This is a genomic window from Metaclostridioides mangenotii, from assembly GCF_017873185.1.
GTDB lineage: Bacteria > Bacillota > Clostridia > Peptostreptococcales > Peptostreptococcaceae > Metaclostridioides > Metaclostridioides mangenotii.
In genome coordinates this window covers 147,451-174,183 of the sequence record NZ_JAGGJX010000003.1, presented here as the reverse complement: position 1 = coordinate 174,183, position 26,733 = coordinate 147,451, and the positions used below count along the sequence as shown (strand labels likewise).

Below are 26,733 nucleotides of genomic sequence, written 5' to 3'. Positions count from 1 at the left end.
ATACGATTTCACTTGATAGCTTATATCACTCTTTAATTATTATTATGTAAACAAAAAAAGTCAGGAAATACTCGTTTCCCGACCTTTGTGACTTTTATACTCCCCCTATTATCTTACCTTTTGCTACCTGCTAGATACTCTATATTCTGATGGAGTCATACCAAATTCAGATTTAAAAGCATTGGAGAATTTGCTATTATTTATATAACCAACTAAATTAGCAATGTCAGAAATACTTAAATCCTCTTTAACAAGCAATTCCTTTGATTTTTTCATTCTATAACTTTTTACATATGCGTAAATTGAGCTTTGGTAAATTTCTTTAAAGCCTTTTTGTAAATCTGTAGCATTAACTCCAACCATGTCAGATAGCTCTTTTATAGTTATATGAGAATCCATATTTGTAATTAGAATTCTCCTTGCTTCTTTTATTTTATCTACAAATGATTTAGGAAAATACGTTTTTTCTTTAGTTTTATAATCCGAATTACTTAAAATATAAAGTAATAATTCAACTACTTTTATTTTAAGAAACTTATCCTTAAACTTATCTGGAATCACATAAAGTTCTTTGAAAATATGCTCTAAACTTTGATTTCCGTGGTTTACTATACAAGTATCTGAATTAAATAACGAATTTATCATATTTTTAATTTCTTCTTCTGAAACACCAAGCATATTTCCGATACTCTTAGTTGCTTCATTCAAATAAAGCATTATTGTTAATCCCTTATAATGTTTAGTTGTAAAATCCGCTAGAACAACTCCTGTACTGTACCCGAAAATGGAGATATCTCCACCTCCCATATATACAATTTTGCTATTTGGAAGTTCACTTTCCAAACAACCCTCTAAGCAGTAGTTTATTTCTAAGGAATCTACACTTATCTTAAACTTTTCGCTAAGTGGTTTGTATATTTCAAAGTCATTATAAGTGAGTTCAACACCATTCATCACACTATAACTTTTTATAGTTCCACTTCCGAATTTATCCGAAATATTGTATACAACATGATCTCCCATGTGTTGCTTTGAATCAATAATATGCCTAAACATATTCATATCTTGGTCAAATTTTCTTATTGGTAATTCACCGCCTAACTTAATTTTTTTATGTGTATTATATCACAAACGTCCTTGTGTTATCTAATTACTTTAGTTTATAAAATCAACAAACTATACCTGATCGATCATCACTTTTCTATACATAATTGCACCTAACAAGTTTGATAAAAACCAACCGATTACTATTGACCAACTTATTCCTGTAAATCCCATTGATGTTTTAGCTAATACAAATGCTAATAACACTCTTATCCCTTGTGATACAACAGTTAATATTATTGAAACATTTACTGCTCCTATTCCACGGAAAAAACCATAAAACATAACTATGCAGCCGAGCAATACATAAAAAATACAAACAATACGAAGATAACCTACTCCAACTAATATGATATCTACTGACTCTTTCTTTACGAATATTGAAATTAAATCTGGTGCAAATATAAACACAACTATAGATATTATAAAAGAAATTATTGCTATTAGTTTTAAAATAACATAGAACCCTTCGCGAATTCTTTTTGTATTCCCTGCACCTTTATTTTGCGCTACATAAGTTGAGAACGCGTTGCTTAGATCTTGTAAAGGCCTATTTGCAAACTCATCAATCTTTGAACATGCCGCAAATGCTGCCATAATAGTAGTTCCAAATGTATTAATCAATCCCTGGATCATTAACATACCAAAACTAGATACAGATTGTTGCACTGCTGTTAAAACAGAGTAACTTAAAATTGTTTTAAATAGATCTCTACTAAATACAATATCATTTCTCTCGAAATTTAGAAATTTCATATGTTTTGCTGTGTAGATAGCACACCATATTGCAGCGAATCCCTGAGCAATAAATGTAGCTAATCCTACACCTACAACTCCCATATGAAATACTATAACGAATACTAAATCTAATATAATATTTAAAATACAAGAGACAATTAAAAAATACAATGGTGATTTTGAATCCCCGATAGATCTTAGCAAATAAGCACACACATTATAGAGTCCTGTAAATACGAGCCCTGATAATATAAATCTTAGATACTCTGCAGAATACGTAATAGTATCTATTGGCATCTGAAATAAGTTGATTATTTCATACATAAATACATTTGTTACAATGCTCAATACAATACTTATAGTTAGTATAAAGATAAAAGATGTAGATATAGCTTTTTTCATTTGATCATATTTTTTTGCTCCGTAGAGTTGAGAAAAAAATGCAGATGCCCCCATAGCTAATCCAATTAAAATGGATGTCATAAAACTCATAATTAAGAAACATGACCCTACTGCTGCAAACGCCTCTTTTCCAACGAATCGACCTACAACTATAGAGTCTACAACATTGTATATTTGTTGAAATAAATTTCCAATAAACATAGGAATAAAGAAACGTACAATTATTCCCATTGGCTTTCCTTTTGTCATATCAGTCTCCATAATATAAACCTCCCTTATTAAGAGATACACTCCTTCACTTCTGGCAATTTATATGCAATAGCCATTTCTCCAGTTATAGGATTTGTATATATGTCACAATCAATTTCATATACTGACTTTACAAGCTCTTTAGTTAATATTTTTTCTGGCTTTCCATGAGCTACTATTTCTCCGTTTTTTACCACATATAAAATATCACAGTATGTGGCCGCCATTGATAAGTCATGGAGGGCAGCTAGCACTCCTACTTTTAATGACTTAACAGTTGAAAATATCTGTAGTTGATATTTTATATCTAGATGATTTGTTGGCTCATCTAAAATTAGAAACTTAGGTTGTTGTGCTATAGCCCTAGCCAGTATTACCCTTTGTTTTTCTCCACCCGAAAGTGTTAAATAACTTCTATCTGAATATGCAGCTAAATCCACCTTCTCTAAGGCATCACATACAATCTCATGATCTTCTCTGCTATCTGCCTCCATAAGGTCTTTATGAGGCGTTCTCCCCATCATAACCATATCGTAAACAGAAAAGTCAAAGCTCATATCGTTAAACTGCCCAACAACTCCCAACTGTTTAGAAACTGACTTTGATTTCGATCTTAATATATCCCTTTCTCCGAGGAATACAGATCCCTTTTCAGGTTTAATTACTTTATATATACTTTTTAACAAAGTTGACTTTCCACATCCATTTGGTCCAATAATCCCCACAAACTTTCCATCATCAACATGTAATGAAATATCTTTTACAATTTTTGATCCTGATAAAGTCACAAATAGGTTCTCTACTTTTAAATTCAATTTACTTACCTCCAAACCCATAACTTTTCTTTACCAACATATACATAAATACAGGAGCTCCAAGCAGAGATGTTATAATACCGATTGGAAGTTCCCCATTTGGAATTATAGTCCTGGCAAATATATCTGCCCAGATCAAGAATATAGCTCCACATAGAATACTTATCGGCAATAATCTTTTGTTGTCAGATCCTACAATGCTTCTGATTATATGCGGTACTATTAATCCCACAAATCCAATGATCCCACAGCTACCAACTATAACTCCTGTCACTGCGACTGAAATTACCATATAAACTCTTCTGTACGCATTTAAATTTACACCCAGTGTTATCGCAGCTTCTTCTCCAATCATCATAGTATTCATTACTCTCGACTGGAATAAAAGTATAATTACCGCCAATGTTACAACAATTGCAACTATAGGTAGCTTCTCCCATTGTGCTGAACTTAAGCTTCCCATAGTCCAAAATGTCACAGAGCGAATACCTTCTGCATCGTTGGCAAAATAAACAATAAAACTTGAGATTGCATTGCATAGTGCATTTATCACAGTTCCAGTAAGAACTAATTTTACAGAGGACATCTTTCCGCCTACCCCTGCAAGACCCATTACTAAAATAGCAGCAATAAATGCACCAATAAATGCCCAAAATGCAACTCCAAATTGGCTAAAAACCCCTGCAGACCCAAAACCAATCATAATTGAAAATGTTGCTCCTAATGAAGCTCCAGATGATATTCCCAGTATATAAGGATCTGCTAATGGATTTTGCACTGAAGCCTGCATAACTACTCCACACAATGTAAGTCCGATTCCAGCAACCATTGCAAGTAAAACTCTAGGTAAACGGATTTGCCAGATAATATCTTCAAACATTTCTAACTGAGTTGAATTGCCAGTTAGTAAATCAGTAAATTTCTTAATTAATATTTTATAAGATTCTGCAATCGGAATAGATACTTGGCCAATTGATACTGAAATTATTATAGAAAGTACTAGTGTAATAACTAATGCAATAATGACTATTGTAAATGTTGAGCGTTTTTTTAAGATACTATCATAATTAATTTTATTGTCTTTCTCTGTACCTATTATTTGTGTCGATGACATATCTAATTTCCTCCAAACAACTCTGGATGAATAAACTCTGCAACATCTTTATATAAACCAGAGAGTTCAAGACTTCCACGTATTGCATTTGTATAATCTGCTACCATCACATTTCCCGTTTTTATTGCAGTAACATTTTGAAGTTTTTTGTTATAAATAAGCTTGTTTTTTATTTCCTCGCTATTTGAACCTTGAAATTCTGTAATAATTATTTTTTCTGGATTTGCAGCGATAATTGATTCAGTGGACATTTCCATATATGAATCCTTTGATAATTCTACATATTTTCCACCTGTATCCTCAATAACTTCATCGATGACACACCCTGAACGCGGATAATAATCATAATTTTCACGGCCAGCGCTCGCTACAAGTAAAACACTAGGTTTATTATATGCCTTCTTTGTAACTTCTTTAACTTTATCTATCCTTTCATTTTGTTCTTTTAAGTACTTGTTTGTCTCTCTCTCTATATTAAAAGTCTTTCCAAAGTTCTCGATATCTTTAATGTATTCATCGATACTTCGTCCGATAGTAAAATTCACCGCAGGAAGAGTTGGAATACCCCTCTCATTCCAAAATGAAATATCGCCTACTCTATCTTCTTTAAAAGATGAAGACATTGCATAAATAATATCAGGCTGTAAAGCGATTATAGATTCTACAGATGGCCATGATTTAGACATAACAGGCATTTTAGATATTTCATCTTCATACTTCGAGAAAGATTGATCTAGATATCCTACGCCTACAACTCTATCTTGAAGCCCAAATTCAATCATAAGTTCAGCCATTGCTTGTCCGACTATTACAACTTTCTTTGGCTCTTTATATATAGTTTGGGCTACCTCATTTCCTTCATTTGTATAAACATTGAGCTTTATAGGATAATTTTCTTTACTTTGCTTACTATTGTCTTCTTGTTGATGTACACCTATATTTTGATTTTCTTTGTTATCATTTTGCGAAGATTGTGAGCAACCTGGCAAAATTAAAATGAAAACAGCTCCTATAAATAGTGTCATGTACTTTTTAAACATTTTTACCTCCTTGAAATATTTAATTGATAATAATTTTCATTATCTTCTCAAGAACTATGATATCAAAGGAACATGTATGATCTATGTTGATACAGTCACCATTTATATTGAGAGAAAATCTTTTGAACCAAAATTGAATTTTAATTCAGTTTAATTTTTTAATGTATAAAATAAAGAAGTCAGGAAACGTATGCTTCCTGACTTCTTTGTTTTATATTATTTTTTCTACGCTAAAACACTTTGTCTATCGTACAATTTTGAATAAATCCCTTTATTATTTACAAGTTCTTTATGTGTACCCACCTCATCAATTACTCCATTATTTAAGACTACTATCTTATCCGCATTTTTAACAGTAGACAATCTATGAGCTATAATTAATGTAGTACGTCCTTCAGCTAATACTTCTAATGCCAATTGTATAGCTGCCTCTGTTTCCGAATCAAGTGCAGAAGTAGCCTCATCTAATATCAATATAGAAGGATTCTTTAGGAACATCCTTGCTATTGATAATCTTTGTTTTTGACCTCCTGATAATTTAACTCCTCTTTCACCAATAAAAGTATTCAAACCATCAGGCATAGCTAGTATTACATCTTCAAGTTGGGCTTGCCTTATCGCTTTCCAAATCTCATCTTTGGTTGCGTCTAATTTACCATAAGCTATATTTTCACGTATTGTCCCATCGAATAAAAATACATCCTGTTGTACAATACCAATATGGCTTCTTAATGAATTAACCGTCAAGTCTTTAGAATCAATTCCATCTAAATATATATTGCCTTCTTCCAAATCATAAAATCTAGGGAGAAGACTGCATAGCGACGATTTGCCTGATCCGGATGGTCCGACTAATGCTACAGTTTCGCCGGCATTAATTTTTAAATCGATATTGCTTAAAACATTTCTATCTGTATTATCATAGTTAAATGTAACATTTTTATATAAAATATCGCCTTTAACTTTATCAATAGTCTTTGCACCTGGTTTATCTTTTACATCTGGATTAGTTTCTAAAAGATTAATGAATCTTTTAAATCCTGCTACGCCTTTTGGATAGGTTTCAATAATAGATGCAATCTTTTGGATTGGAGATAAAAATACATTTGACAACATTACAAAAGAAACGAATTCACCATTACTCATTTCTCCGTTAAGTACAAACCAAGTTCCACATAGTAATACAAATATAGATACTAGTTTCATAAGTATAAAACTTATAGATGAGTTCCACGCCATAATTTTATATGTAACACACTTTGTTAAAAAGAAACTGTGGTTATTTTTTTGAAATTTATTTATTTCGTAATCTTCGTTAGTAAAAGCTTGAACTACACGCATTCCACTTACATTGTTTTCTACACGTGCATTGTAATTAGCTATTTCTTCATACATATGATCAAATGCAATCGCCATCTTCTTACTAAAGTATAAAGAAAGGTATATCATAAATGGAACAGTAATAAAGGTTATAACCGTCAACTTTAAGTTTATTGAAAGCATAATAGATAATGCACCTATAAGAGTCATCGCCGCAATAAACATATCTTCTGGTCCATGGTGCGCTAATTCCCCCATATCCATTAAATCGTTTGTCATCCTAGAAACTAAATGTCCAGTTTTATTATTATCAAAAAATCTAAAAGATAATCTCTGAACATGCTCAAAAAGCCCTTTTCTCATATCTGCTTCAATACTAATACCTAGCTTGTGCCCCCAATAGGTAACAATATAATGTAAAATCGAGCTCACAAAATATATACCTAATAAAACTATACATCCATAAAGGATATATGTCCAATTTCCTTTTGGCAATAGATCGTCTAACACGATACTTATTGCTAATGGGAAAACAAGCTCTAATAAAGCTGACAAAGTAGCACATGAGAAGTCTACAATAAATAGTTTTTTATAAGGCTTGTAATAGGAGAAAAACTTCTTCAATATATTCAATTAAAATTCACTCTCCTTATTTCTGTGTAACCATTTTTTATCAAATCATAAGTAATACAAACGGGGCGAAGAGTTCGAGGGTCTTTTACTATTTCAGCATCTATATTAAATGTTTTCTTAAGTACCGACCTATTCATAACCTCATCAGGAGTTCCGCTTGAAATAATTTCTCCACCTCGTATTGCAATCATATAGTCAGCAAAACGAGCTGCAAGATTTAAATCATGTATTACCATGACAATAGTACTTCCTTGCTTTTTATTTAAATCGTACAGTAATTCCAATACTTCTAATTGGTGAGATAAGTCTAAATAAGTAGTAGGCTCATCTAGTAAAATTATACCTGTCTGTTGTGCAAGAGCCATAGCTATCCAAACTCTTTGTCTCTGTCCTCCAGAAAGAGTCTCTACAGACCTATCAGCAAATTCCGAAATTTTTGTAGCGTCTAGTGCCCAAGATATAATTTTTTTATCTTCAGGTGTAAGACTTCCCAATCCTTTTTGATGTGGATATCTTCCATAAGCTACAAGCTCACCTACAGTAAGTCCGTTTGGCGATTGAGGCGACTGTGGTAAAACCGCCATTCTCTTCGCAATCTCTTTTGTAGATAGTTTTCTAATGTCATCACCATTTATATAAATCATTCCATTCTTTGGCTTCATAATGCGACCTAAAGACTTTAATATCGTAGATTTACCACAGCCATTAGGACCAATGATAGTGGTTATTTTGCCTTCTGGAATACCTGCATTTAAGTTTTCTACTATTACACTCTCATCATAAGCTATAGATAGATTTTTTGCTTCTATACTAATCATTTTTTTACCTACTTTCTATATATATGAACAATTATTATTCTGAACGAGCTAGAAGATATATGAAATAAGGAGTACTAAGAATTGTTATGATTATACCTGTAGGTATATCAGCCCCAAAACTTACAGTACGCGTTATTGTATCGGCTAAGATCATAACCAATGCGCCTATTAAAGCGCAACTTGGAAGAAGTACCTTGTGATTGGGACCTACAATCTTTCTCGCTATATGCGGGGAAATCAGTCCTACGAAGAACATAGATCCACCTAATGCTACACTTCCAGAAGCCAAAGCTACTGCTGCTATAGATAATCCTAAAAATTCTTTTTTTACTGGAACTCCAACTCCTGTAGCTAATTGATTCCCTAAATTAAGAATATTTAAAGTTTTCGCTTTATAAAAGGCATATAGACAAAATACAAATATCCACGGTAGTAAAATAACTATATATCTCCAATCATCTCCCCAAAGACTTCCAACTAACCACTTTTGTGCAAAGTTGAATTGATTGCGGTTTAATTTTAGTGTAATGAATAGAGACAGAGCTCCAAATCCAGTATTCATAGCAACACCTGTAAGAACAAGCCTTGTAGAGGAAATATCCGAATTTCGTTTATAAGATAACGCATAAATTAGTACGACGGCAATCATTCCACCAATAAACGACAGCACCGGTAAAGCAATGGCTGATGAAACCCCATTAACAGCGAATACTGATATATAAACAAGCATGAATAATCCTGAACCAGAACTAATTCCTAATATTCCCGGATCTGCCAGATCATTTTTAAACAAAGCTTGTAAAATGCAACCTGATGTTGCCATACCAATACCTACAAGTATTGATAAAACAATACGAGGTAGACGAAATTCGTAAACAATTAAGTTTTGTTTTGATGTACCATTACCAAGTACTACATTAAGTACTTCACTAGGATTTAGGTCCATCTTACCAACATTCATACTAACAATAGCTGATGAAAGTAAAGCTAAAAACAACATAAAAATCAGTATATTTTTTTTCATGACTGGATTTATTTTCATTCAAATGATCTCCTTTCCTTTCTTGATATATAAAGAAAGAAGGGCACTCCAATAATCGAAAACATTATTCCTAATGGAGTCTCATAAGGCTTATTGATTAACCTCCCAAATAAATCTGCACCTACCATAAATGCCGCTCCATATAAAGCTGATGCAGGTATTATATATCTATAATCAACCCCTACTAAGAAGCGCATCATATGAGGTATAATTAGCCCTACAAATCCTATAGGGCCTGCTATAGAAACAGATATCCCTGCTAGAATAAGCACTACTATAGATGCAACAGATTTAACAAATACAGTCTTCTGCCCTAATCCCTTTGCTACATCTTCGCCTAAACTCAATACAGTGATTGATGGGGAAAGCACGATCGATAATATTATACCAATTACAAACCACGGTAAAACTACTAATAGCTCTCCAAAAGAGACACTTGCAACGCCTCCTGATGACCAGTAGCTGAGTTGTTGACCGATATTATACTTAATTGCAATAAATGAACTCATCGCACTGAAAAGCATAGATATTGATATCCCTGATAGTACAAGCCTTTGTGGCGTCATTCCCCTCTTGCTCAATGAAGCTATGAAGTAAGTTATCCCTACCCCTAGCCCCGCTCCTGCAAATGAGAATAGACTAAGATTAGAGTACGAACCCCCTGGAAAAAAGGCTAAACTTATCGCTATCGCAAAAGCGGCACCTGAATTAACTCCCATCAAGCCCGAGTCGGCTAATGGGTTTCTAGTACTACCCTGCATTATCGCTCCTGCAACCGCCAAACTCGCTCCAACAATAATATCTCCAAAAGTACGAGGCACACGAAGTGTTCTAATAATTTGATGCTCTGTTACACTTGGATTAAATTTTATTATAGCTTCCCAAGCTGTTGCTATATCCATATTTGCTGCACCAAATGAAATAGATCCAGCTAAAAAGATAATTAGAAGTACTAATCCTATAGCCATAAATAATATAAAATCTACTTTACCTCTTTTTTGTGATTCTAAATTTTGTGTTTGCATTTCAATTCCTTCTTACATAATTATTTTATAAAACTTAAAATTATAAAAGATCTATCTATTAGTAGTGTCTAGAATAGCATCGAAATCATAAAAATCATACAAACTATAGTAGTTAGTTTTATTTTTTTTCCAATCAATTTGTATCTCCTCACCTTTATGAGTATTTTATGTATGACCTACATTTTTTTATCAAGATCAGATCTAATTATCTGTAGTAGCTAGAATAGCATCTACAAAATTATCAAGCTGCACATCCATAGAATATATATCTACATAGAAGTATAATTCTGCACTAGTCTTTATAACTTTTCCTTCTTTTACTGCTGTAATATTATTCCATATATCATTTTCTGTTAAAGTATCTTTCCCGCCCCATGTTGAATTAATTACATAATCTTCGCAGTACTCAGGTAAAGCCTCTAAAGATATCTCTCTGTACTGGTCCGCGTCTATTATCTCTTTTTCTATTACATCCGGTGCTTTAAGATCAAGGTAGTCATAAAATATTTCTCCACCTCTACCGTATTTATTACCATAAATCCATGTTTTACCAGAATGGCTTTCTAGCAGAGTAAATTTTTTATCCATTAATCCCGCTTTATTTAACTTTTCTTTGCTATCGTCCACTTTTTGTTTGAAATTCTCTAGTACTTTCTTAGCCTCATCTTGCTTTCCAACAACTTCACCTAAAAGAGTTACTCTCTCTTCTGTAGTAAATTCTCCAAAAGGAACAAGCACTGTTGGTGCAATTTTATTTAATTTTTCATAGTCTTCTTCACTTGTAACTATCAACAAATCTGGGTCAAGTGCCATTACTTCTTCAGGTTCCCATTTTTCAATTTCTTTGACACCCTTTAACTCATCTTTGAATGCTGTTTCTCCTTCTGCTTTTTCAGTTGCTATAGGCTTTATACCTAACGCAAGTAAATCACCTTGATAAAAATTAACGGCTATCCTTTTTGGATTAGCAGGAACTTCTATCTCACCTTTAACCGTTTTAATCGTTCTAGTTTTAGATTTTTCTTGTGTCTCTTTGTCGTTATTACTAGTATTAGAGCACCCAATTGCCAACATCGAAATCATAAAAATAGTACAAGCTATAGGAATAAATTTTAATTTTTTTATAGTCATCTTTTAACTCCTCATCTTTATATAAGTTTTATATATAAACCTTTTTTTATTTATTTCACCCAGATTTTTATTTGTTTGTCAATTTTAGAATATCATCTACAAAAATATCAAGCTGTGCATTCATAGAATAAATATCCATATAGTAGTATAGTTCTGCGCTAGTTGTTATAACTCTACCTTCTTTTACAGCTTTTATATTATTCCAAAGACCATTGTCTTTTAAATTATCTTCTTTAGCCCAAACCGATTTAATTATGTAATCACCACAGTATTCAGGTAAAGCTTCTAATGATAGCTCTATATATTGATCTTCTCCGTCTATTATATCTTTCTCTATCACATCTGGAGCTTTTAAATCTAGATAATCATAGAATATCTCTCCGCCTCTACCCCATCTATTACCGAACACCCATATTTTCCCTGAATTATTCTCTAACAAAGTAAAAGTTTTATCCATTACACCTGCTTTTTCTAACTTCTTTTTGCCATCTTCAATTTTCTTGTCAAAATCGCTGAGTACTTTCTTAGCCTCATCCTGCTTTCCAACTACCTCACCTATTAGGGTCAACCTCTCCTCTGCAGTAATTTCAGTGAAAGGAATAAAGATTGTAGGTGCTATCTTATGGAATTTTTTATAATCCTCTTCGCTTATTACTATTATTAAATCTGGATCAAGTGCCATCAATTCTTCAGGCTCCCATTTTTCAATTTTAGTAACATCTTTAAGTTCTTCTTCAAATGCAGTTTCTCCCTCCATAAAAGAACTTGCCATTGGTTTTACGCCCAATGCAAGTAGGTCCCCTTGAAAATAATTAATTATTATTCTTTTGGGATTTGCAGGTACTTCGATATCTCCTTTTACTGTTTGTACAATTCTGGTTTTAGAAGTATCATCCGATTTTTCATCGCTAATACTACTCTTAGAACAACCAATTGCCATTATAGAAAATACAAAAGCCATACACGTAACAATTAGTACTTTAAATTTTTTGATATTCATTTTTTCCTCTGTTTGTATATAAAATAAATTTATAATTAACCTTTGAATTATATTAGCTAGCTATAATCGATTCATGAGTATTATATCAATATGTTTTTTCAACTGTCAATAATTATCATTTGCATTTCATCAGGTTGTAATTCTAATCATTTCATTTAGAATCAAGTGTTTTCAATATTTTACAAGTAATTCAACTTTGATTATAGTGTAGTATTGGTACATAATTATACCGTTTTGGATCATTAGATATATTGTTTAAAAAATATTAATATGTTAACATGTGGATATAATTATATGATTCTTACACAATATTTTATGAAAGGGTTAGATTTATGAGTATAGATAAAAAAACAGCTGAATTGATCGAGGACTTTGCATTACGATTAAATTGCAAGAAATCTGAATACGGAAATGGAAGTGTATATAGATTTCCAAAAGAAAATGGAGATAGTTGGTTTGTAGAAGTAAATCCATATGATGGTTTAATATTTAGCGATGCTTATTTTGAGCTACTTAAACCATTCACTTATATTTACAATATTCCAGAAAATCATATATTGATGTGCTCTTTATATAGCGGAAATATAACTATTATTGAAAATGGGAAAAAAACAAGGCATCTATACCAAGGCATACATCTTTTTATCAATAGAGGTAAAGAATTTAAAATAATTATCGGTGCAGATGAACCTGTATGGTATACATTTACCCTGTTACAAGAAGATTTTATGTTGACAAATATGAACTACTTTTCACATTATTTATCCGTCAATTTAGCTATAAATCCAAATCATTACAACACACCTGAATTGCTTATGATCTTTGAACAGCTAAAATACGCCATTAGAAGATGTGATCTACCGTTTATTTACTATTTAGGTAAGATATATGAAATATTCTCAATAATTACACGAAACTTAACAAATGAAAATTTCTTGAATATATCTCGTCATAATCACTTAAGCTATCAAAACATGCAGTTTATATGGCTATTAAAAGAAGAAATAGATAAAAATATTCTAAATCCACCTACATTAGAAGAAATGAAAAGTATTACTGAGATGAGCGAGTCAAAACTTAGACGATGCTTTAAAGCAACTTATGGCAAAACAATTTACGAATACATTAGACATAAAAAAATGGAACAAGCTCTTAGATTTTTATCTCACGACGATATGAGTATACACAATATCTCAACAACTTTGGGATATGAAAGTGCAAGCAAGTTTTCTGCAGCATTTAAAAAAGTTTATGGTATTACACCTAGTTCATTTAGAAAATCCTTCGATTTATAATTAATTATATCTAAATACAACAAGGATTTTCTAAATATCTCTAGCTAACTTAATTGAATCCGTTTTGTATTGAAGAGGTGTTACATTAAATTCCTTCTTAAAAGCATAACAGAAATTACTCGGATTTGAATAACCCACATCCAAAGCTATTTCGCTAATAGTTTTATCTGTATCCAACAATAACATAGATGCTCGTTGTAAGCACATTTTTCTGTGATATCTAAAAATTGTATCACCATATATAGCTTTAAAACCTTTAACAATCTTATTTTTATTAATTGCTAGTTGCTTTGAAATTATATCTGTCGTTGGTAGTTCATATAAATTTTCCATTAAAATCTCTGGAATCTTTTTTATCTGACTAATCTCAAATACATCCAACTGCGCTTGGTCTGTTTCACAAGTATCTAAAATTTCATAAGATGCTATTTTTGACAATAATTCCATAACTTTGCTCTCTAAAAATAAAACTTTAGATCTCTGAGGTAACTTGCAATTAAATATCTGTAAAAATATATTAGAAAGTTCTGGTGAAACATTGATACCTCGATAGTATTTGTTTCTTTGATCATTTTCCAATTTTTCTATGGTATCTTCCCATAATTTTATACCACTACTTCCAAAGTACGATGAAATAGCTGATTTGTCAGTAGTTATAGAAATCCCTTGGTATTTCTGACCAGCAAAATTAAAGACCTTACCACGAGTTTCACGTGATGTTGAAATAGATAGATCGTTTGAATATAAACATGTATCCCCCACTTTATCTTCACTGAATTTCAGACATCCATCAACACAGTATTCTATTTCAAAATAGTTCTCAGACAAGTCAAACTCAGTAATCATATCGTGATCGAATATCGTATCGTATATTACAAGCATTACATTACCCATCAAGTTATAAAATTTAATTGAACCTTTTCCGTATTCCGGCTTTATATCATATATTATTTCTTTTTCATTATCAATAAATTTAGAATCTCGTATTGTGGAAAATTGTGAACGAATTGATGAATATTGCATGATCATTGATGAGCATTCATCTCTTGTATTTATTTTAAATTTATGTGTCATTGCTAAACCTCCTTTCCTGTATTGTTATTGTAATTTAAGTGAACTTATTGATAATGTAATTCATTGTCATTTATTAATTATATTTCTTTTTATATGTATTATCAATCTCTTTTTAATCATTTATGCTAGCTCAGTTTTTTTAAGTGGGAATTTTTTCAAAAAATTAGACGAGAATCAAAACTTTATATAATAGAGAAAAAATTAAAAAGCGCATACAAAACAAAATGTTTTATATGCGCAATTAAATTATAAGATCTAAAAATTATTCGTGGTGGTGCCCTCCACATTGGCCATGCTCTTTGTTACCACCACATTTTCCGTGTTCTCCATGATTCCCATGTCCTCCACACTTTCCGTGCTTTTCGTGTTTTCTTCCTTCTCCGTGTCCCCCACATTTATCATGATCACCGTGACCGCAACAAGATTTCTCTTGAGATTTAAGATTTCCAGCTAGATACTCTTTAACAGCAGTCTCAACACTTCCGCTTGCTCCAACAATCATCTCGATTCCCTTTTCGTTTAATAATCTTGTAGCTCCTTCTCCTATGTGAGAAGCTATAACTACATTTACACCCATATTTCCTAAAAATTCAGGTATAAATCCTTTTTTATGTCCAGGATTTTTTATAGTCTCTTCCTTAACTATTTCATTTCCATCTGTATCAAATACCCTAAATTCTTCACAATGACCAAAGTGATTATCAATCACTAATTCTTTACTTGCAATAGCTATCTTTTTCATTTTAATTCCTCCAATTTTTTATATTATTTTTATCAATCAATTTCATTTGTTATTTGCCACACTCTTTGTCATGCCTGCATCTTCTTCTGCAACAACCTTTTCCACACCCATCGTCAGTATCACATAGTGTATACTCTCCACCTTCAATCCACAGCACTTTTCCATTTACTAGAGAATCTGCTAATTTTTTTCTGGCTTCAATATATATTCCCTGAACAGTAGTTCTCGCAATACCCATCTGTTTAGAAGATTCTTCTTGGTTTAAACCCTCAAGATCAATAAGTCTTATCGTCTCGTATTCATCTACAGTCATCTTAATAAAGTGTTCATCATTTATTGTCTTGTCTAATGGTCCAAATTTTATGTAATTTGGGAGACAACATACTTTTCTCCACTTTCTCGGTCTAGGCATACTATCCTCCCTTTTCATCACAAAAATAAGTTATTGACATATGTCATTATTAATTCTATCTCTATTGATGACATATGTCAATAACTTTTTTAAATATATTAACTATATTGGTGTAAGCTATTTTATTACAACGCTATAATATTGTAATAAATATAATTGCATAAAAAAGACCACTATACTTTATTAATAATTGTACATGCCTTATTAATCGGTTAGTTTAGTAGCCTCTTTATAATGTTGATATTTCTTTATTAAATTATTTATAGCTTACTATTTCTACTCCTTCTCCTTCAATAATCTTGAATAGCTCTTCAAGATATTCTTGACACGGCCTTTTAAATTCTTCTGTCGGCTTATCTAATCCGAGCGCTTCATATTTTCCGTCTCCAAAGGAATGGTATGGTAGTAATTCTATTTTTGGTCTTTTAATGTTATCTTTGACATACTTAGCTGTTCTTTTGATATTTTGAAAGTCTGAATTTACTCCATCAATTACTGGAATTCTTACAACTATTGGTACTTCCAACTCATTTATTTTTGCTATATTTTCGAGAATTTTACTGTTTCCTACTCCTGTGAATATTCTGTGCTTACCTTCATCCATATGCTTAATATCTATAAATATCAAATTTAATTTTGTCAGTATATCTTTTACTTGCTCAAATTCAAAATATCCACATGTCTCTATCGCCATATTAATTGCTTTATCATAGAGTTCATTTACTAGCTCTCTGAGTAAAGCTTCTTGCAATGTGGCTTCTCCTCCTGAAAAAGTCACTCCGCCATTTGAATAACTGTAAAATATTTTTTGCTTTTCTATAGCTTCAATCATGTCTTTAACAGTGTATTTATAAATTAAATTTTTTCTGCTCTTTGTTGGGCAAACCTCTGAACAATTGCCACATGCCTTGCACTTATCTCTATTGATTTGCTCGTTTAAATTTATTCCTACGCCGTATACACATGAGTCAGTACACCTACCGCAGTTTACACATGTCTTTTCGTAATATGCTATCTTGTTAGTGTAAGTATGGCTCTCTGGATTTGAACACCAACTGCATCTTAGAGGACAACCAGCGAAAAATATATTTGTTCTTATTCCATCGCCATCGTTAACAGAAAAATTCTGTGGTTCCATAATATATCCACTAATATGTTTCATACTACTTCCTCCTAGACATAAACTTACTTTTTATTTTAATAGTTTTCATGAGCTGTTCTTGCTATTATAGCGTCCTGCATAGATTTTGATAGATTGACAAATTGAGTACTGTATCCAGCAACTCTAACAAGTAAATCCTTATAGTCTTCAGGCTTCTCTTGAGCTTTACGAAGTACCTCAGTAGAAATTGTGTTAAACTGAACGTGGAAGGCTCCTAATGAGAAGAATGATTGTATCATTGACCCTAAATTACTTTGACCTCTCTTTGTCTTAAGTAAGTCCTCGTTTAATCTAAGATTTAATAAAGTCCCTCCAGAGTGAACATCTTGATTAAGTTTTGCAGCTGATCTCATCGCAGCTAAAGGTGTAGATGTATCTGATCCTGCAAATGGAGATACCCCTTCAGATAAGGGCTCTTTTGATCTTCTTCCACAAGGTGTAGCTCCTACAACCTTACCAGTTGGTAGATAATTCGAAATTCCCATAAATGCAGTATTGAAATTATTACCGTTTATATCTGTGTACTTGTGGCCTTCTCTATAGTAATGATTCGCCATTTTTATTGCAATATCATCTACATAATCTATATCATTTCCGTATTTCGGTACGTTTAACGCAAGTTGTCTTAACTCGTCATACCCTTCCCAGTTGGCATCCAGAGCTTTTACTATAGTCTCCATTGTTGTCACTCTATCTTCAAATACAAGCTTTTTAATAACAGCTAGTGAATTTGAAGTAACAGCAAGGCCTATACCTGTTAAAACTGGTCCAAGGTTGTATTTTGCACCTGCATCTACTAAATCTTTTCCTTTTGTCATGCAATCTTCTATACATGATGATAAAAACGGTCTCGGTACCATCTCTTTATGAAGTCTTTGTGCCACTAATGTTGCTATAATTGAATGCTCTATTAAATTGTCAAATTGCTTATAAAAAGCTTCTTCAACTTCTTCATAAGATACAAAACTCTCTGGATTTTTTTCATCTATGCCTATTTTATCTCCAGAAATTCTGCTTTTACCCTTATTTAACGCAAATTCCAGAGCAGCTGTGAAGTTTATATTTACAGCTGATGTCCACTCACCTGTTTTTCTAAAGTGGGGAACTACACATCCGCAATTGTTCCAATCCCTTGCATCTTCTGGATCATATCCTGCATTTATAAGCATTTGATATCCTGCACTGTCACTGTGAATAGCAGGGAATCCAGTTCCTTTACTTACTAAATGGGTAACTGAATCTAAAAAATCACTAGGGCAATCCTGATGAACTCTTACACTCAAACCAGGTTGATGAGTTTTCACTCTTTCCGTAGCATTTAAGCAAAAATAAGTCACATCATTAGTTGCATCTTTTCCTTCTCTTGTTTTCCCACCAACTGTCAGGTTTTGGAATTGGTTGTATCCAGCGAAGAAGTCAGCAGTGTTTGCTGATATAGTCCAAACCCACTCTGACAACTTTAGCCAAAGAGAGTCTACAAGTTCTTGTGCTTTCTCTTTAGTTATAAATCCTTTTTCTAGATCAGCTTTGTAATAAGGATACATATATTGATCAAATCTACCTGGATTAAGTGCTAGTGGATTTTCTGAAATTATACCACCAACCTGTGTAAACCACATGAATTGCATAGCTTCATAAAATGTCTTAGGTGGATTTCTAGGCACTACATCACAGATCTCAGCAATTATTATCAATTCATTTCTTCTAGCACTGTCCGTTTCTTCCTCAGCCATCTCTCTTGCTTTAGCCGCATATCTATTTGCAAATGTTATAATCCCTTCAGAAGTAATTATAATAGACTCATAAAACTGTTTCTTTTCCATATCATCCGCTGAAGTTAAAGATAGATTAGCTATATTCTCTTCAGCTTCTTTTATGATGCCTCCAAAACCTTTTTTGAAAAGCACGTCTTGGTAATCTGGAGTAATTTCACCAACGGCTTGTCTCCACTTTGAATCGTTATCTACAAAACCTGTATCTACTGCTACCTTCGCAGTATCTTCAGGTAAACGAGATAAAAATGCTTCTTCTAGAGATTTTCCTTCCCAGTACGGGAATATATTTTTTCTTACAAATGCTCTTTGTTCATCAGTCATTATATATGGATCTTGAACTCTTTTATCAAAGTTATCCATTTCTCTATCAACCCAAGTCCAAGAAAATTCAGGCGTTAGGATTCCACACTTTCTGAATTCACCAATAGCACCTACGATGAGCTCTCCATCAAAAATATTAATCTCGAGTTGCTCGCAAGTATCTCTAAATGCCTTAGCTCTTCTTATTGCTATTGATTGACCTTCAGTCTTTTTATGAGATTCTGTCCATATTCTGGCTCTCTCATATGAGATAGCTGGTTTTGAGTTGATGTAATTCTGTCTTGCTGATTCAATTCTTTCTGTAATCATAATTATCCCCTTTCTTTCAAACTAATATATTTTTTATTATATTTTGTACGATATATCGTACGTTTATAGCGTTTATAATATCTATTGTATTTAACTATATTCTTTGAGAAAACTTCAACGTCTTACGATTACTGTATTACTACTTTCGTTTCTTATATTATACAAATGTATAATATATTGTACTTTGTATAAAGAATATCATCACTCATATTAAATGTCAATACAGATTTAGTTTTCAAAACAAAATAACCCCTTAAAGTAGTTCAACTAATCTTTAAGTCTACTTTAAGGGGAGTTATTACATTTCTATTAAACTTTCTAAAAATCTCAAATGCTCAGCATAATCATCTCTTTCAAGAACACCGTCTTCAATCTCTCTAGATTTTGCATCAACTTCATTTAGAAGTACCTGACTTAAATTATTTTCAGCGTAAGGATAAACTACTCCGTCTTCTTTATCTATATGGCGTCTAAGTAAATATACATATCCCATCATATTTGAAATTATATCTAGTTTATCTTTAGTGCTGTGAGATTCCTCATATCTATTTATTGCATTTTCCATTTCAAGTACATTAAGTCTAGCTAAATCGTGTTCAACAAGCATCCCATTTCTTACAAGCGTATTTGCAACTGAACCTAAGTTATCTATCATATACTGAAACAAAATCTTTTCTTCTTTTCCATGGTGATGGCCATCTGCGTATTCTCTTATAAAAACTATGGCTTTTCTAAATAATTCTGTATTAAGTTCTGCTCCATCCATAATGTTTATGCAGATTCTCTCCATCTGATCAGTAAATTTCTTTATATTTTCATGTTCTTTTACTAATATCTCTATAGCATACATATTATCTTCTCCTCATCAATTGATAAGTATTGGCATTTAGCTGTTCTAATTCGATAGTCGAATTTTCAATGTATCCATCAAGCCAAGCTTTTCTTAACTCATGATAAACTTCAACAGATACTCCGTGATTCCAGTAATCTTCATGAACATCTATTCTAAGTCTCCAAACGATTTTATCTTCTTCTTTCTCGATTATTTCGTTTGCTCTATCACATGGCATTCCATCTAAAAATATCTTGTTTATTGTTAAGTATACATCTTCTGGAGTTATAGATTCTATATTTTCAATTTCTTTAGCATTTTCGCGTCCTAATTCTGTCATAACTTTTAGCAACAAGTCTTTTCTATCCTTATCATCTAAAAGCAACTTACTAACTACATATGCAAAACGACTTTCTACAAGTGAAACCTGTACTTGAAGCCAAGCATGAATATTGTCAGTATCTATAACTGTATCAAGTGGTGCTCTTTCTATAATCCCAACTTGCTTGTCTACTTCTTCTTTTAATCCCAAATTCCATCCATTTTTTTTTGCTAAATCTATAATTTGTTCAACCATATCTTCTTCTTTTTGAACTTTACCATAAACTAAAAAATGAATTGGCCCTAAAAATTTACTCATATTTTCACCTTCTTATAATAAAATCTGCACAAACACAATATATTTTGCATCTGTACAGATCTTATTGTTTAGTAACTATCTAGTAATTATTTATTTAAATAACTGTTTAATTTCTCTAATACTTCTTGTTCTTTTAATCCGTGTACTACACTTGCGTCTGATATACTCTCCATTTGAGATGATGGGCATCCCAAACAGTGCATTCCCATATCCATGAAAACAGCTGCTAGCTCTGGATAATTGCGAAGTACATCACCCATTATCATATTTCCAGTTATTGTTCCTTTATTATCTTCCACTTCTTCACCTTCCTTGTTTTCTGGGAAGAAAAGATCCATATCTTCCTCTACTGATTGTATTCCTGCTATTCCGAACTCTTTTACCAATACATTCGCAACATTTGGTGATAAGAATGCTGGTAGAGTTGGTCCTAGATGTATATCTTTTACCCCTAAATATAGTAAAGATAATAGAACTATAACAGCTTTTTGCTCATACCAAGCTATATTGTAGATTATAGGAAGATCATTTATATCGTTAAGCTCAAATATTTCTTTAAGTTTAAGCGCTATTACAGCTAGTGAATACGAGTCATTACATTGACCTGCGTCAAGTACTCTTGGTATTCCACCTATATCACCTAAATTTAATTTATTGTATCTGTACTTAGCACATCCTGCTGTAAGTATTACAGTTTTTTCTGGAAGTGTCTCTGCAAATTCAGTGTAGTAATTTCTACCTTTTTGTCTACCATCGCATCCTGCCATTACTATGAATTTTTCTATAGCACCGCTCTTAACTGCTTCAACTACTATATCTGCAAGTTCAAATACTTGATTGTGTGCAAATCCACCTATTATCTCACCAGTTTCTATTTCTTTTGGTGCTTGGCATTTCTTAGCATGTTCAATTATTTCACTGAAGTCTTTTTCTTCTCCTATATCACCATTAATGTGTTTACATCCTGGAAAACCAGAAGCACCTGTAGTGTAAATTCTATCTTTGTAGCTATCTCTTGGTGGAACTATACAATTTGTAGTCATTAGTATTGGACCATTGAATGATTCAAACTCATCTTGTTGTTTCCACCATGCATTACCGTAATTTCCAATGAAGTGATCGTATTTTTTAAATGCTGGATAGTAGTGAGCAGGAAGCATCTCAGAGTGTGTATATACATCTACACCTGTTCCTTCTGTTTGTTTAAGAAGCATTTCCATGTCTCTTAAATCGTGTCCAGAAATTAATATACCTGGTCTGTTTCCAACTCCTATATTTACTTTAGTCATTTCAGGGTTTCCGTAAGTAGTAGTATTTGCTTTATCTAATAAACTCATACCTGCTACACCAAATTTTCCTGTTTCTAATGTTAAAGCTACTAGATCGTCTGCTGATAAACTGTCATCTAGTGTTGAAGCTAAAGCTCTTTGTAAAAAGGCATCTAGCTCTTTATCGTCTTCTAAAAGTACATTCGCATGCTTAGAATAAGCTGAAAGTCCTTTTAATCCGTAAGTTATTAATTCTCTTAAACTTCTAACATCTTCATTTTCTGTAGAAAGTACTCCTACTGATGTAGACTTTTCAGCCCAAACATTAGAGTTTTTATCACTCCAAAGTGCTGCTTCTGATAAATTAGCTTTATTTGAAAGTTCTTTTAATAATTCTTCTTTAGCTAATAAAGTCTTTTCTACTCTTGCATTTATTGAGTCTATATCAAAGTTAGCATTTGTGATTGTAGTAAAAAGATTTAAAGTTATTAAATGATTTACCTCTTTGCTAACTAATTTTCCTTCTTTTCTAAGTCTAGTAGTAATTTCTGATGTACCTTTTGTAATCCATATTAAGAAGTCCTGTGCGTTTGCAACTTCTGGTTTCTTTCCACAAACTCCACCCATTGTACATCCTTTATTTCCTGCTGTCTCTTGACATTGATAACAAAACATTTTACTCATATTAAAAACCTCCTAATTTTTTCGCTTTCTGTAATTACAAGTATAAAGATAATCAATAGATAGTTCTGTAACATATGTTACAAATACATATAATTTTTATTTTTTAAAATTTTTATTACCATTGGCTTTGAAGTCCATTATATGAATATAATACGTTTAAATATCAGAACATATATAAGAAGAAATGTTCTGAGCCAAAAACTTGTTAAGCACACTCTACTTTCAAATTTAAGTTTGAATGTTTAAAAATATAGACTTTATAGGAGATAAATTTATGATAAGGAAAAATATAGCAATAATTACAGGTGCAAGTAGCGGTTTGGGAAAGGAATTTGTTAAAATACTCGTAAAAGATAAGGGTGTTGATGAGATATGGGCAATTGCAAGAAAACAAGAAAAATTAGACCTCTTAAAAAAAGATTGTGGTACAAAGGTTCAAACCTTTTCTGTAGATCTATCAAACAATAAAGAGATTATAGATTTTTCGTATAATCTAGAATGTAATAACCCTAAAATTTTATATCTAATAAATAATGCTGGCTTCGCAAAATTCTGTTCCTATAATGATTTGAATCTTAAAGATTCAATCAACATGATCGATCTTAATGTTAGTGGGACCGTTTCTATGGGGCTTATAAGTATTCCATATATGGAAAAAGGCGCTCGTATTTTAAATATTGCATCTCAAGCATCTTTTCAACCACTTCCATATCAAAATTTATATAGCTCAACAAAAGCCTTTATTCGGAATTATTCTAGAGCTTTAAATATAGAACTTAAGGATCAAGGAATTTATGTAACTACAGTATGCCCCGGATGGATGGATACAAATTTATTTGATAGAGCCATAATTGGTGCAAAAAAAGCAACTAATAATTTTCCCTTTATGGTAACACCTGATAAGGTGGCAGAAAAGGCAATTGATGACTCTAAAAAAAGAAAAGATATTTCTATTTATGGTTGGTATACAAAACTTTCTCATATTGTGGCTAAATTTTTGCCACAAAAATTAATGATGAAAATATGGTTAAAACAGCAAGGACTGTAGAAAATATAAATATTTAAAAATAAAAATTGGAGAACATCGACTAGTAATATCGCTGTCCTCCAATTCATTTATATCTATGTTTAAAACTTATTTTTTTATGTAATAACTCTAAGATATTTCCGACAAACGCTCCATATCTATTATAATTATCTCCTCTTTTTTCACCTTTATAAGGCCATCATTTTCCATATTTGCAAATTCCCTAGAAAGCGATGGTCTAGTCGTTCCAATATAATCCGCTAGCTCTTCTCTATTGAACTCTAAATGAACTGTACCAGAATCTCTTGATTTTTGAATCAAAAAATTTGATAACTTCTGACGCAACGAAAAACTTCCAAGTATCAACACCTTTTGATTTAAATGATAGGCTTTTTCCGAAAGTATTTCTAGCATATTGTAAGTTATCTTTCTCTGAACTTCATTATCTCCGTTATCTACATCAAAAAATGATTTTGGTATTGCTAATACTTCAGAGTCCTCTATGGTTATACAGGAATAATCATAAGAGTGTTGATTTAAATACAAGTATACTTCACCAAATATCGTCCCCTCTTCTCTGAATACATTCATTATTATTCTCTTTCCATTTAAGTCCACTTTTTCTATTTGTACAGCTCCACTTGTAAGCACGTACATATATTTAGGTACATCGTCCCTTTCAAATATACATGAGTCCTTTTTATATGTAAAATACTTGGAATCTGAAGATTCTAATGTCCTATTGATATCCTCAGAGTTTATACCTTTAAAAAGTATACAATTCTCTAAATTCATCTATTATCACTCCTATATAATAAAACTTCTACTCTAATATTCCAAATCATTTTAACTTTTTTAAAATAATTGACTTATATCCAGTAACTTATAGTATACATTATTAGCTTTAAAATAAACAAGTTTTAAGATATATCTAGTAATGCGATTAATAAGATTATTTGTCATAATTATAATAAAAAATCTAGCAAAGTATTATTAAATCTAATAACACCTTGCTAGATTATATCTAAATCCAATTAAATTGGTAAATTACGTTTTTTAAAGCTTAAGCATCCAACAATATACATTAGAAGCCCTGCCACAAGCAAGCTTCCTACCATCCAAAGAGCACTTTCATCACCCGCAACGATCTTATCTGGCGAAAACAGTGTAAAGAATGTCGCATACTTAAGATTTTCAAATTTATCGCCTTGATTTGCTATCATCTGAATAATATAAGCGGCTATAGGAACACCTATACTTATAGAGTAAGATATTCTCGTTTCATTGCTCAAACAAGATACCAAAAATCCAAATCCACCTATCGCCACTTGAAGTGCAAATGCACCGACATTTAGAAGTACATATTTTTCTATATCTAAGTCACCTGAGAAACTTGATTCACTAAATGCAATTCCTATAATAGTCACAAATGTTATAAGCAATGCCATACAAAATATTGAGAATACAGCTTGAGTAACAACTATTTTACCTCTAGTATTTGGAGTGGCAAGAAGGTAAGCCATCGAACCATTGTCTACATACTTTGCTACTAACTTGTTAGATAGTATAATAGAAAATATCATCGGAAAAATAATCATTATAAATCCAAATAAATACGATGCTGTATAACCAACTAAACTTGTGGACCCAGCACCTTTCATACCAACAGCAGCCATAATTCCAGGCATAGCTTTTTCAAAATCAGCTAAAAGGTTGCCAAGATCGGGGTCAAACATTGACATTATAATAGTCGTATACATTGTAAGTACTGCTAAAAATATAATAAATATCTTCCATATAGATTTCAGTTCTTTTTTAAATAAAGGTATACTAATCATTATATCCACCTCCATAATAGTGCATAAAAAGATTCTCCAAGTTTTGAGTAACTGGTTCTAGATTTGTAACTTGATATTTTGCAAGAATATTTATAAATGGCATTATATCGCCTTGTATTCCGACTGTAACTTTATTGTCCTTAATAGATTCAACTCCAGTTACCTCATTTGCAAATTTTTCTGCCATATCATCAGTATCAATAGTAACCACAAATCCTTTTCTCTTAGTTTCTTTAAGGGTATTCATATCTTCATTAGCTACGAGTATACCTGACTTTATTATTACAGCTTTATCGCAAGTTCTTTCAATCTCTTCAAACATATGCGAAGACATCAGTATTGTAGCTCCTCTTTCTTTTTCAGTTCTTATAAGTTCCACAAATTTATTTTGCATCAGGGGATCTAAACCACTTGTTGGTTCATCTAAAATCAAAATCTTAGGATTTTGCATAAATGCACATACAATGCCTATCTTCTGTTTCATCCCTTTAGACATCTTTTTGATTTTACCATTCGTATTCAATTCAAAGTATGAAATTAGTTCATCAGCACGACTTAGATCCTTAATCCCCTTCATCTCGGCGATAAATTTTATAAACTGCATTCCAGTCATATCATCCATAAAAGCAATTTCACCTGGAAGGTAGCCAACACTATTTTGAATTTCAGCTGACTTAGTTTTACAATCGAGACCAAGTATCTTACAACTTCCTTTATCTGGATGAGCAAATCCCATAAGTTGTCTGATAGTAGTAGTCTTTCCTGCACCATTTGGTCCTAAAAATCCTAAAACTTCTCCTTCCCCTACAGAAAATGATAAATCAAAAACTCCTTTTCCTCCTCCATAATCAACAGTTATATTGTCGACTACTAATACATCCATATGATTTCCCCCTCAAATTATTATATTTTTTATTTATATA

At 32.0% G+C, this 26,733-nt stretch carries 24 protein-coding genes; 2 read left to right on the top strand and 22 right to left on the bottom strand.

Annotation, left to right across the window (positions count from 1 at the left end; translation table 11 throughout):
• Positions 1–123 precede the first annotated feature (123 nt).
• From J2Z43_RS09420 to J2Z43_RS09370, 11 genes are all read right to left on the bottom strand, one after another.
• Positions 124–1,062: a helix-turn-helix domain-containing protein gene (locus J2Z43_RS09420; protein ID WP_209456957.1), complete on the bottom strand. Its 939-nt coding sequence runs from the start codon at positions 1,060–1,062 to the stop codon at positions 124–126.
• Positions 1,063–1,176: 114 nt separating this feature from the next.
• Positions 1,177–2,505, bottom strand: a complete 1,329-nt coding sequence (locus J2Z43_RS09415) for an MATE family efflux transporter (protein ID WP_209456956.1) — start codon at positions 2,503–2,505, stop codon at positions 1,177–1,179.
• Positions 2,506–2,522: 17 nt separating this feature from the next.
• Positions 2,523–3,308, bottom strand: coding sequence for an ABC transporter ATP-binding protein (locus J2Z43_RS09410; protein ID WP_209456955.1), 786 nt, complete (start codon positions 3,306–3,308; stop codon positions 2,523–2,525).
• A 1-nt stretch (position 3,309) separates the two neighbouring features.
• Positions 3,310–4,422 carry a FecCD family ABC transporter permease gene (locus tag J2Z43_RS09405; protein WP_209456954.1) on the bottom strand — a complete coding sequence of 371 codons (1,113 nt, stop codon included), beginning with the start codon at positions 4,420–4,422 and terminating at the stop codon, positions 3,310–3,312.
• A 2-nt stretch (positions 4,423–4,424) separates the two neighbouring features.
• Complete coding sequence (locus J2Z43_RS09400; RefSeq protein ID WP_209456953.1) at positions 4,425–5,462, bottom strand: ABC transporter substrate-binding protein; 1,038 nt, start codon at positions 5,460–5,462, stop codon at positions 4,425–4,427.
• Positions 5,463–5,687: 225 nt separating this feature from the next.
• A complete protein-coding gene (locus J2Z43_RS09395) occupies positions 5,688–7,415 on the bottom strand; it encodes an ABC transporter ATP-binding protein (RefSeq protein ID WP_209456952.1) in 1,728 nt (575 codons plus the stop codon).
• Positions 7,412–8,233, bottom strand: a complete 822-nt coding sequence (locus J2Z43_RS09390) for an ABC transporter ATP-binding protein (protein ID WP_209456951.1) — start codon at positions 8,231–8,233, stop codon at positions 7,412–7,414. Before J2Z43_RS09390 ends, J2Z43_RS09395 begins: the two co-directional genes overlap by 4 nt.
• A 34-nt stretch (positions 8,234–8,267) precedes the next feature.
• On the bottom strand, positions 8,268–9,275 hold the full coding sequence (locus J2Z43_RS09385; RefSeq protein WP_209456950.1) for a FecCD family ABC transporter permease: 1,008 nt from the start codon (positions 9,273–9,275) through the stop codon (positions 8,268–8,270).
• A complete protein-coding gene (locus tag J2Z43_RS09380; RefSeq protein WP_209456949.1) occupies positions 9,272–10,300 on the bottom strand; it encodes a FecCD family ABC transporter permease in 1,029 nt (342 codons plus the stop codon). The genes J2Z43_RS09385 and J2Z43_RS09380 overlap by 4 nt, the downstream gene beginning before the upstream one ends.
• A gap of 201 nt (positions 10,301–10,501) precedes the next feature.
• Positions 10,502–11,431: an ABC transporter substrate-binding protein gene (locus J2Z43_RS09375; RefSeq protein WP_209456948.1), complete on the bottom strand. Its 930-nt coding sequence runs from the start codon at positions 11,429–11,431 to the stop codon at positions 10,502–10,504.
• A 67-nt stretch (positions 11,432–11,498) separates the two neighbouring features.
• A complete protein-coding gene (locus tag J2Z43_RS09370; protein ID WP_209456947.1) occupies positions 11,499–12,431 on the bottom strand; it encodes an ABC transporter substrate-binding protein in 933 nt (310 codons plus the stop codon).
• Between the two features lie 332 nt (positions 12,432–12,763).
• Between J2Z43_RS09370 and J2Z43_RS09365 the strand changes: the two genes are divergently transcribed.
• Positions 12,764–13,726, top strand: a complete 963-nt coding sequence (locus J2Z43_RS09365) for a helix-turn-helix transcriptional regulator (protein WP_209456946.1) — start codon at positions 12,764–12,766, stop codon at positions 13,724–13,726.
• Positions 13,727–13,756: 30 nt separating this feature from the next.
• On the opposite strand, the gene J2Z43_RS09360 is transcribed toward J2Z43_RS09365, so the two are convergent.
• The 8 genes from J2Z43_RS09360 to hcp all read right to left on the bottom strand — a co-directional run bounded on the left by J2Z43_RS09360 (position 13,757) and on the right by hcp (position 22,945).
• Positions 13,757–14,800, bottom strand: coding sequence for a helix-turn-helix domain-containing protein (locus J2Z43_RS09360; RefSeq protein WP_209456945.1), 1,044 nt, complete (start codon positions 14,798–14,800; stop codon positions 13,757–13,759).
• 262 nt (positions 14,801–15,062) lie between these two features.
• Complete coding sequence (locus J2Z43_RS15195; protein ID WP_209456944.1) at positions 15,063–15,542, bottom strand: NifB/NifX family molybdenum-iron cluster-binding protein; 480 nt, start codon at positions 15,540–15,542, stop codon at positions 15,063–15,065.
• A 49-nt stretch (positions 15,543–15,591) separates the two neighbouring features.
• Positions 15,592–15,954 carry a DUF134 domain-containing protein gene (locus J2Z43_RS09350; protein ID WP_024620285.1) on the bottom strand — a complete coding sequence of 121 codons (363 nt, stop codon included), beginning with the start codon at positions 15,952–15,954 and terminating at the stop codon, positions 15,592–15,594.
• 256 nt (positions 15,955–16,210) lie between these two features.
• The gene (locus tag J2Z43_RS09345) at positions 16,211–17,116 is read right to left on the bottom strand and encodes a glycyl-radical enzyme activating protein (protein WP_209456943.1); all 906 of its coding nucleotides are present in this window, start codon (positions 17,114–17,116) and stop codon (positions 16,211–16,213) included.
• 35 nt (positions 17,117–17,151) lie between these two features.
• Complete coding sequence (locus J2Z43_RS09340; protein ID WP_209456942.1) at positions 17,152–19,521, bottom strand: glycyl radical protein; 2,370 nt, start codon at positions 19,519–19,521, stop codon at positions 17,152–17,154.
• 298 nt (positions 19,522–19,819) lie between these two features.
• Positions 19,820–20,371, bottom strand: coding sequence for a hemerythrin domain-containing protein (locus tag J2Z43_RS09335; RefSeq protein WP_209456941.1), 552 nt, complete (start codon positions 20,369–20,371; stop codon positions 19,820–19,822).
• Between the two features lies 1 nt (position 20,372).
• On the bottom strand, positions 20,373–20,993 hold the full coding sequence (locus J2Z43_RS09330; protein ID WP_209456940.1) for a hypothetical protein: 621 nt from the start codon (positions 20,991–20,993) through the stop codon (positions 20,373–20,375).
• 86 nt (positions 20,994–21,079) lie between these two features.
• Positions 21,080–22,945: a hydroxylamine reductase gene (gene hcp, locus J2Z43_RS09325; RefSeq protein WP_234926309.1), complete on the bottom strand. Its 1,866-nt coding sequence runs from the start codon at positions 22,943–22,945 to the stop codon at positions 21,080–21,082.
• A 274-nt stretch (positions 22,946–23,219) separates the two neighbouring features.
• On the opposite strand from hcp, the gene J2Z43_RS09320 reads away from it, so the two are divergent.
• Entirely contained in the window at positions 23,220–23,993 is a 774-nt protein-coding gene (locus tag J2Z43_RS09320; RefSeq protein WP_209456939.1) for an SDR family NAD(P)-dependent oxidoreductase, read from the top strand.
• A 108-nt stretch (positions 23,994–24,101) separates the two neighbouring features.
• On the opposite strand, the gene J2Z43_RS09315 is transcribed toward J2Z43_RS09320, so the two are convergent.
• The 3 genes from J2Z43_RS09315 to J2Z43_RS09305 form a co-directional block, all read right to left on the bottom strand.
• Positions 24,102–24,767 carry a Crp/Fnr family transcriptional regulator gene (locus tag J2Z43_RS09315; RefSeq protein WP_209456938.1) on the bottom strand — a complete coding sequence of 222 codons (666 nt, stop codon included), beginning with the start codon at positions 24,765–24,767 and terminating at the stop codon, positions 24,102–24,104.
• A gap of 239 nt (positions 24,768–25,006) precedes the next feature.
• Entirely contained in the window at positions 25,007–25,810 is an 804-nt protein-coding gene (locus tag J2Z43_RS09310) for an ABC transporter permease (RefSeq protein WP_209456937.1), read from the bottom strand.
• Complete coding sequence (locus J2Z43_RS09305; RefSeq protein ID WP_209456936.1) at positions 25,803–26,693, bottom strand: ABC transporter ATP-binding protein; 891 nt, start codon at positions 26,691–26,693, stop codon at positions 25,803–25,805. Before J2Z43_RS09305 ends, J2Z43_RS09310 begins: the two co-directional genes overlap by 8 nt.
• Between the last annotated feature and the right edge of the window lie 40 nt (positions 26,694–26,733).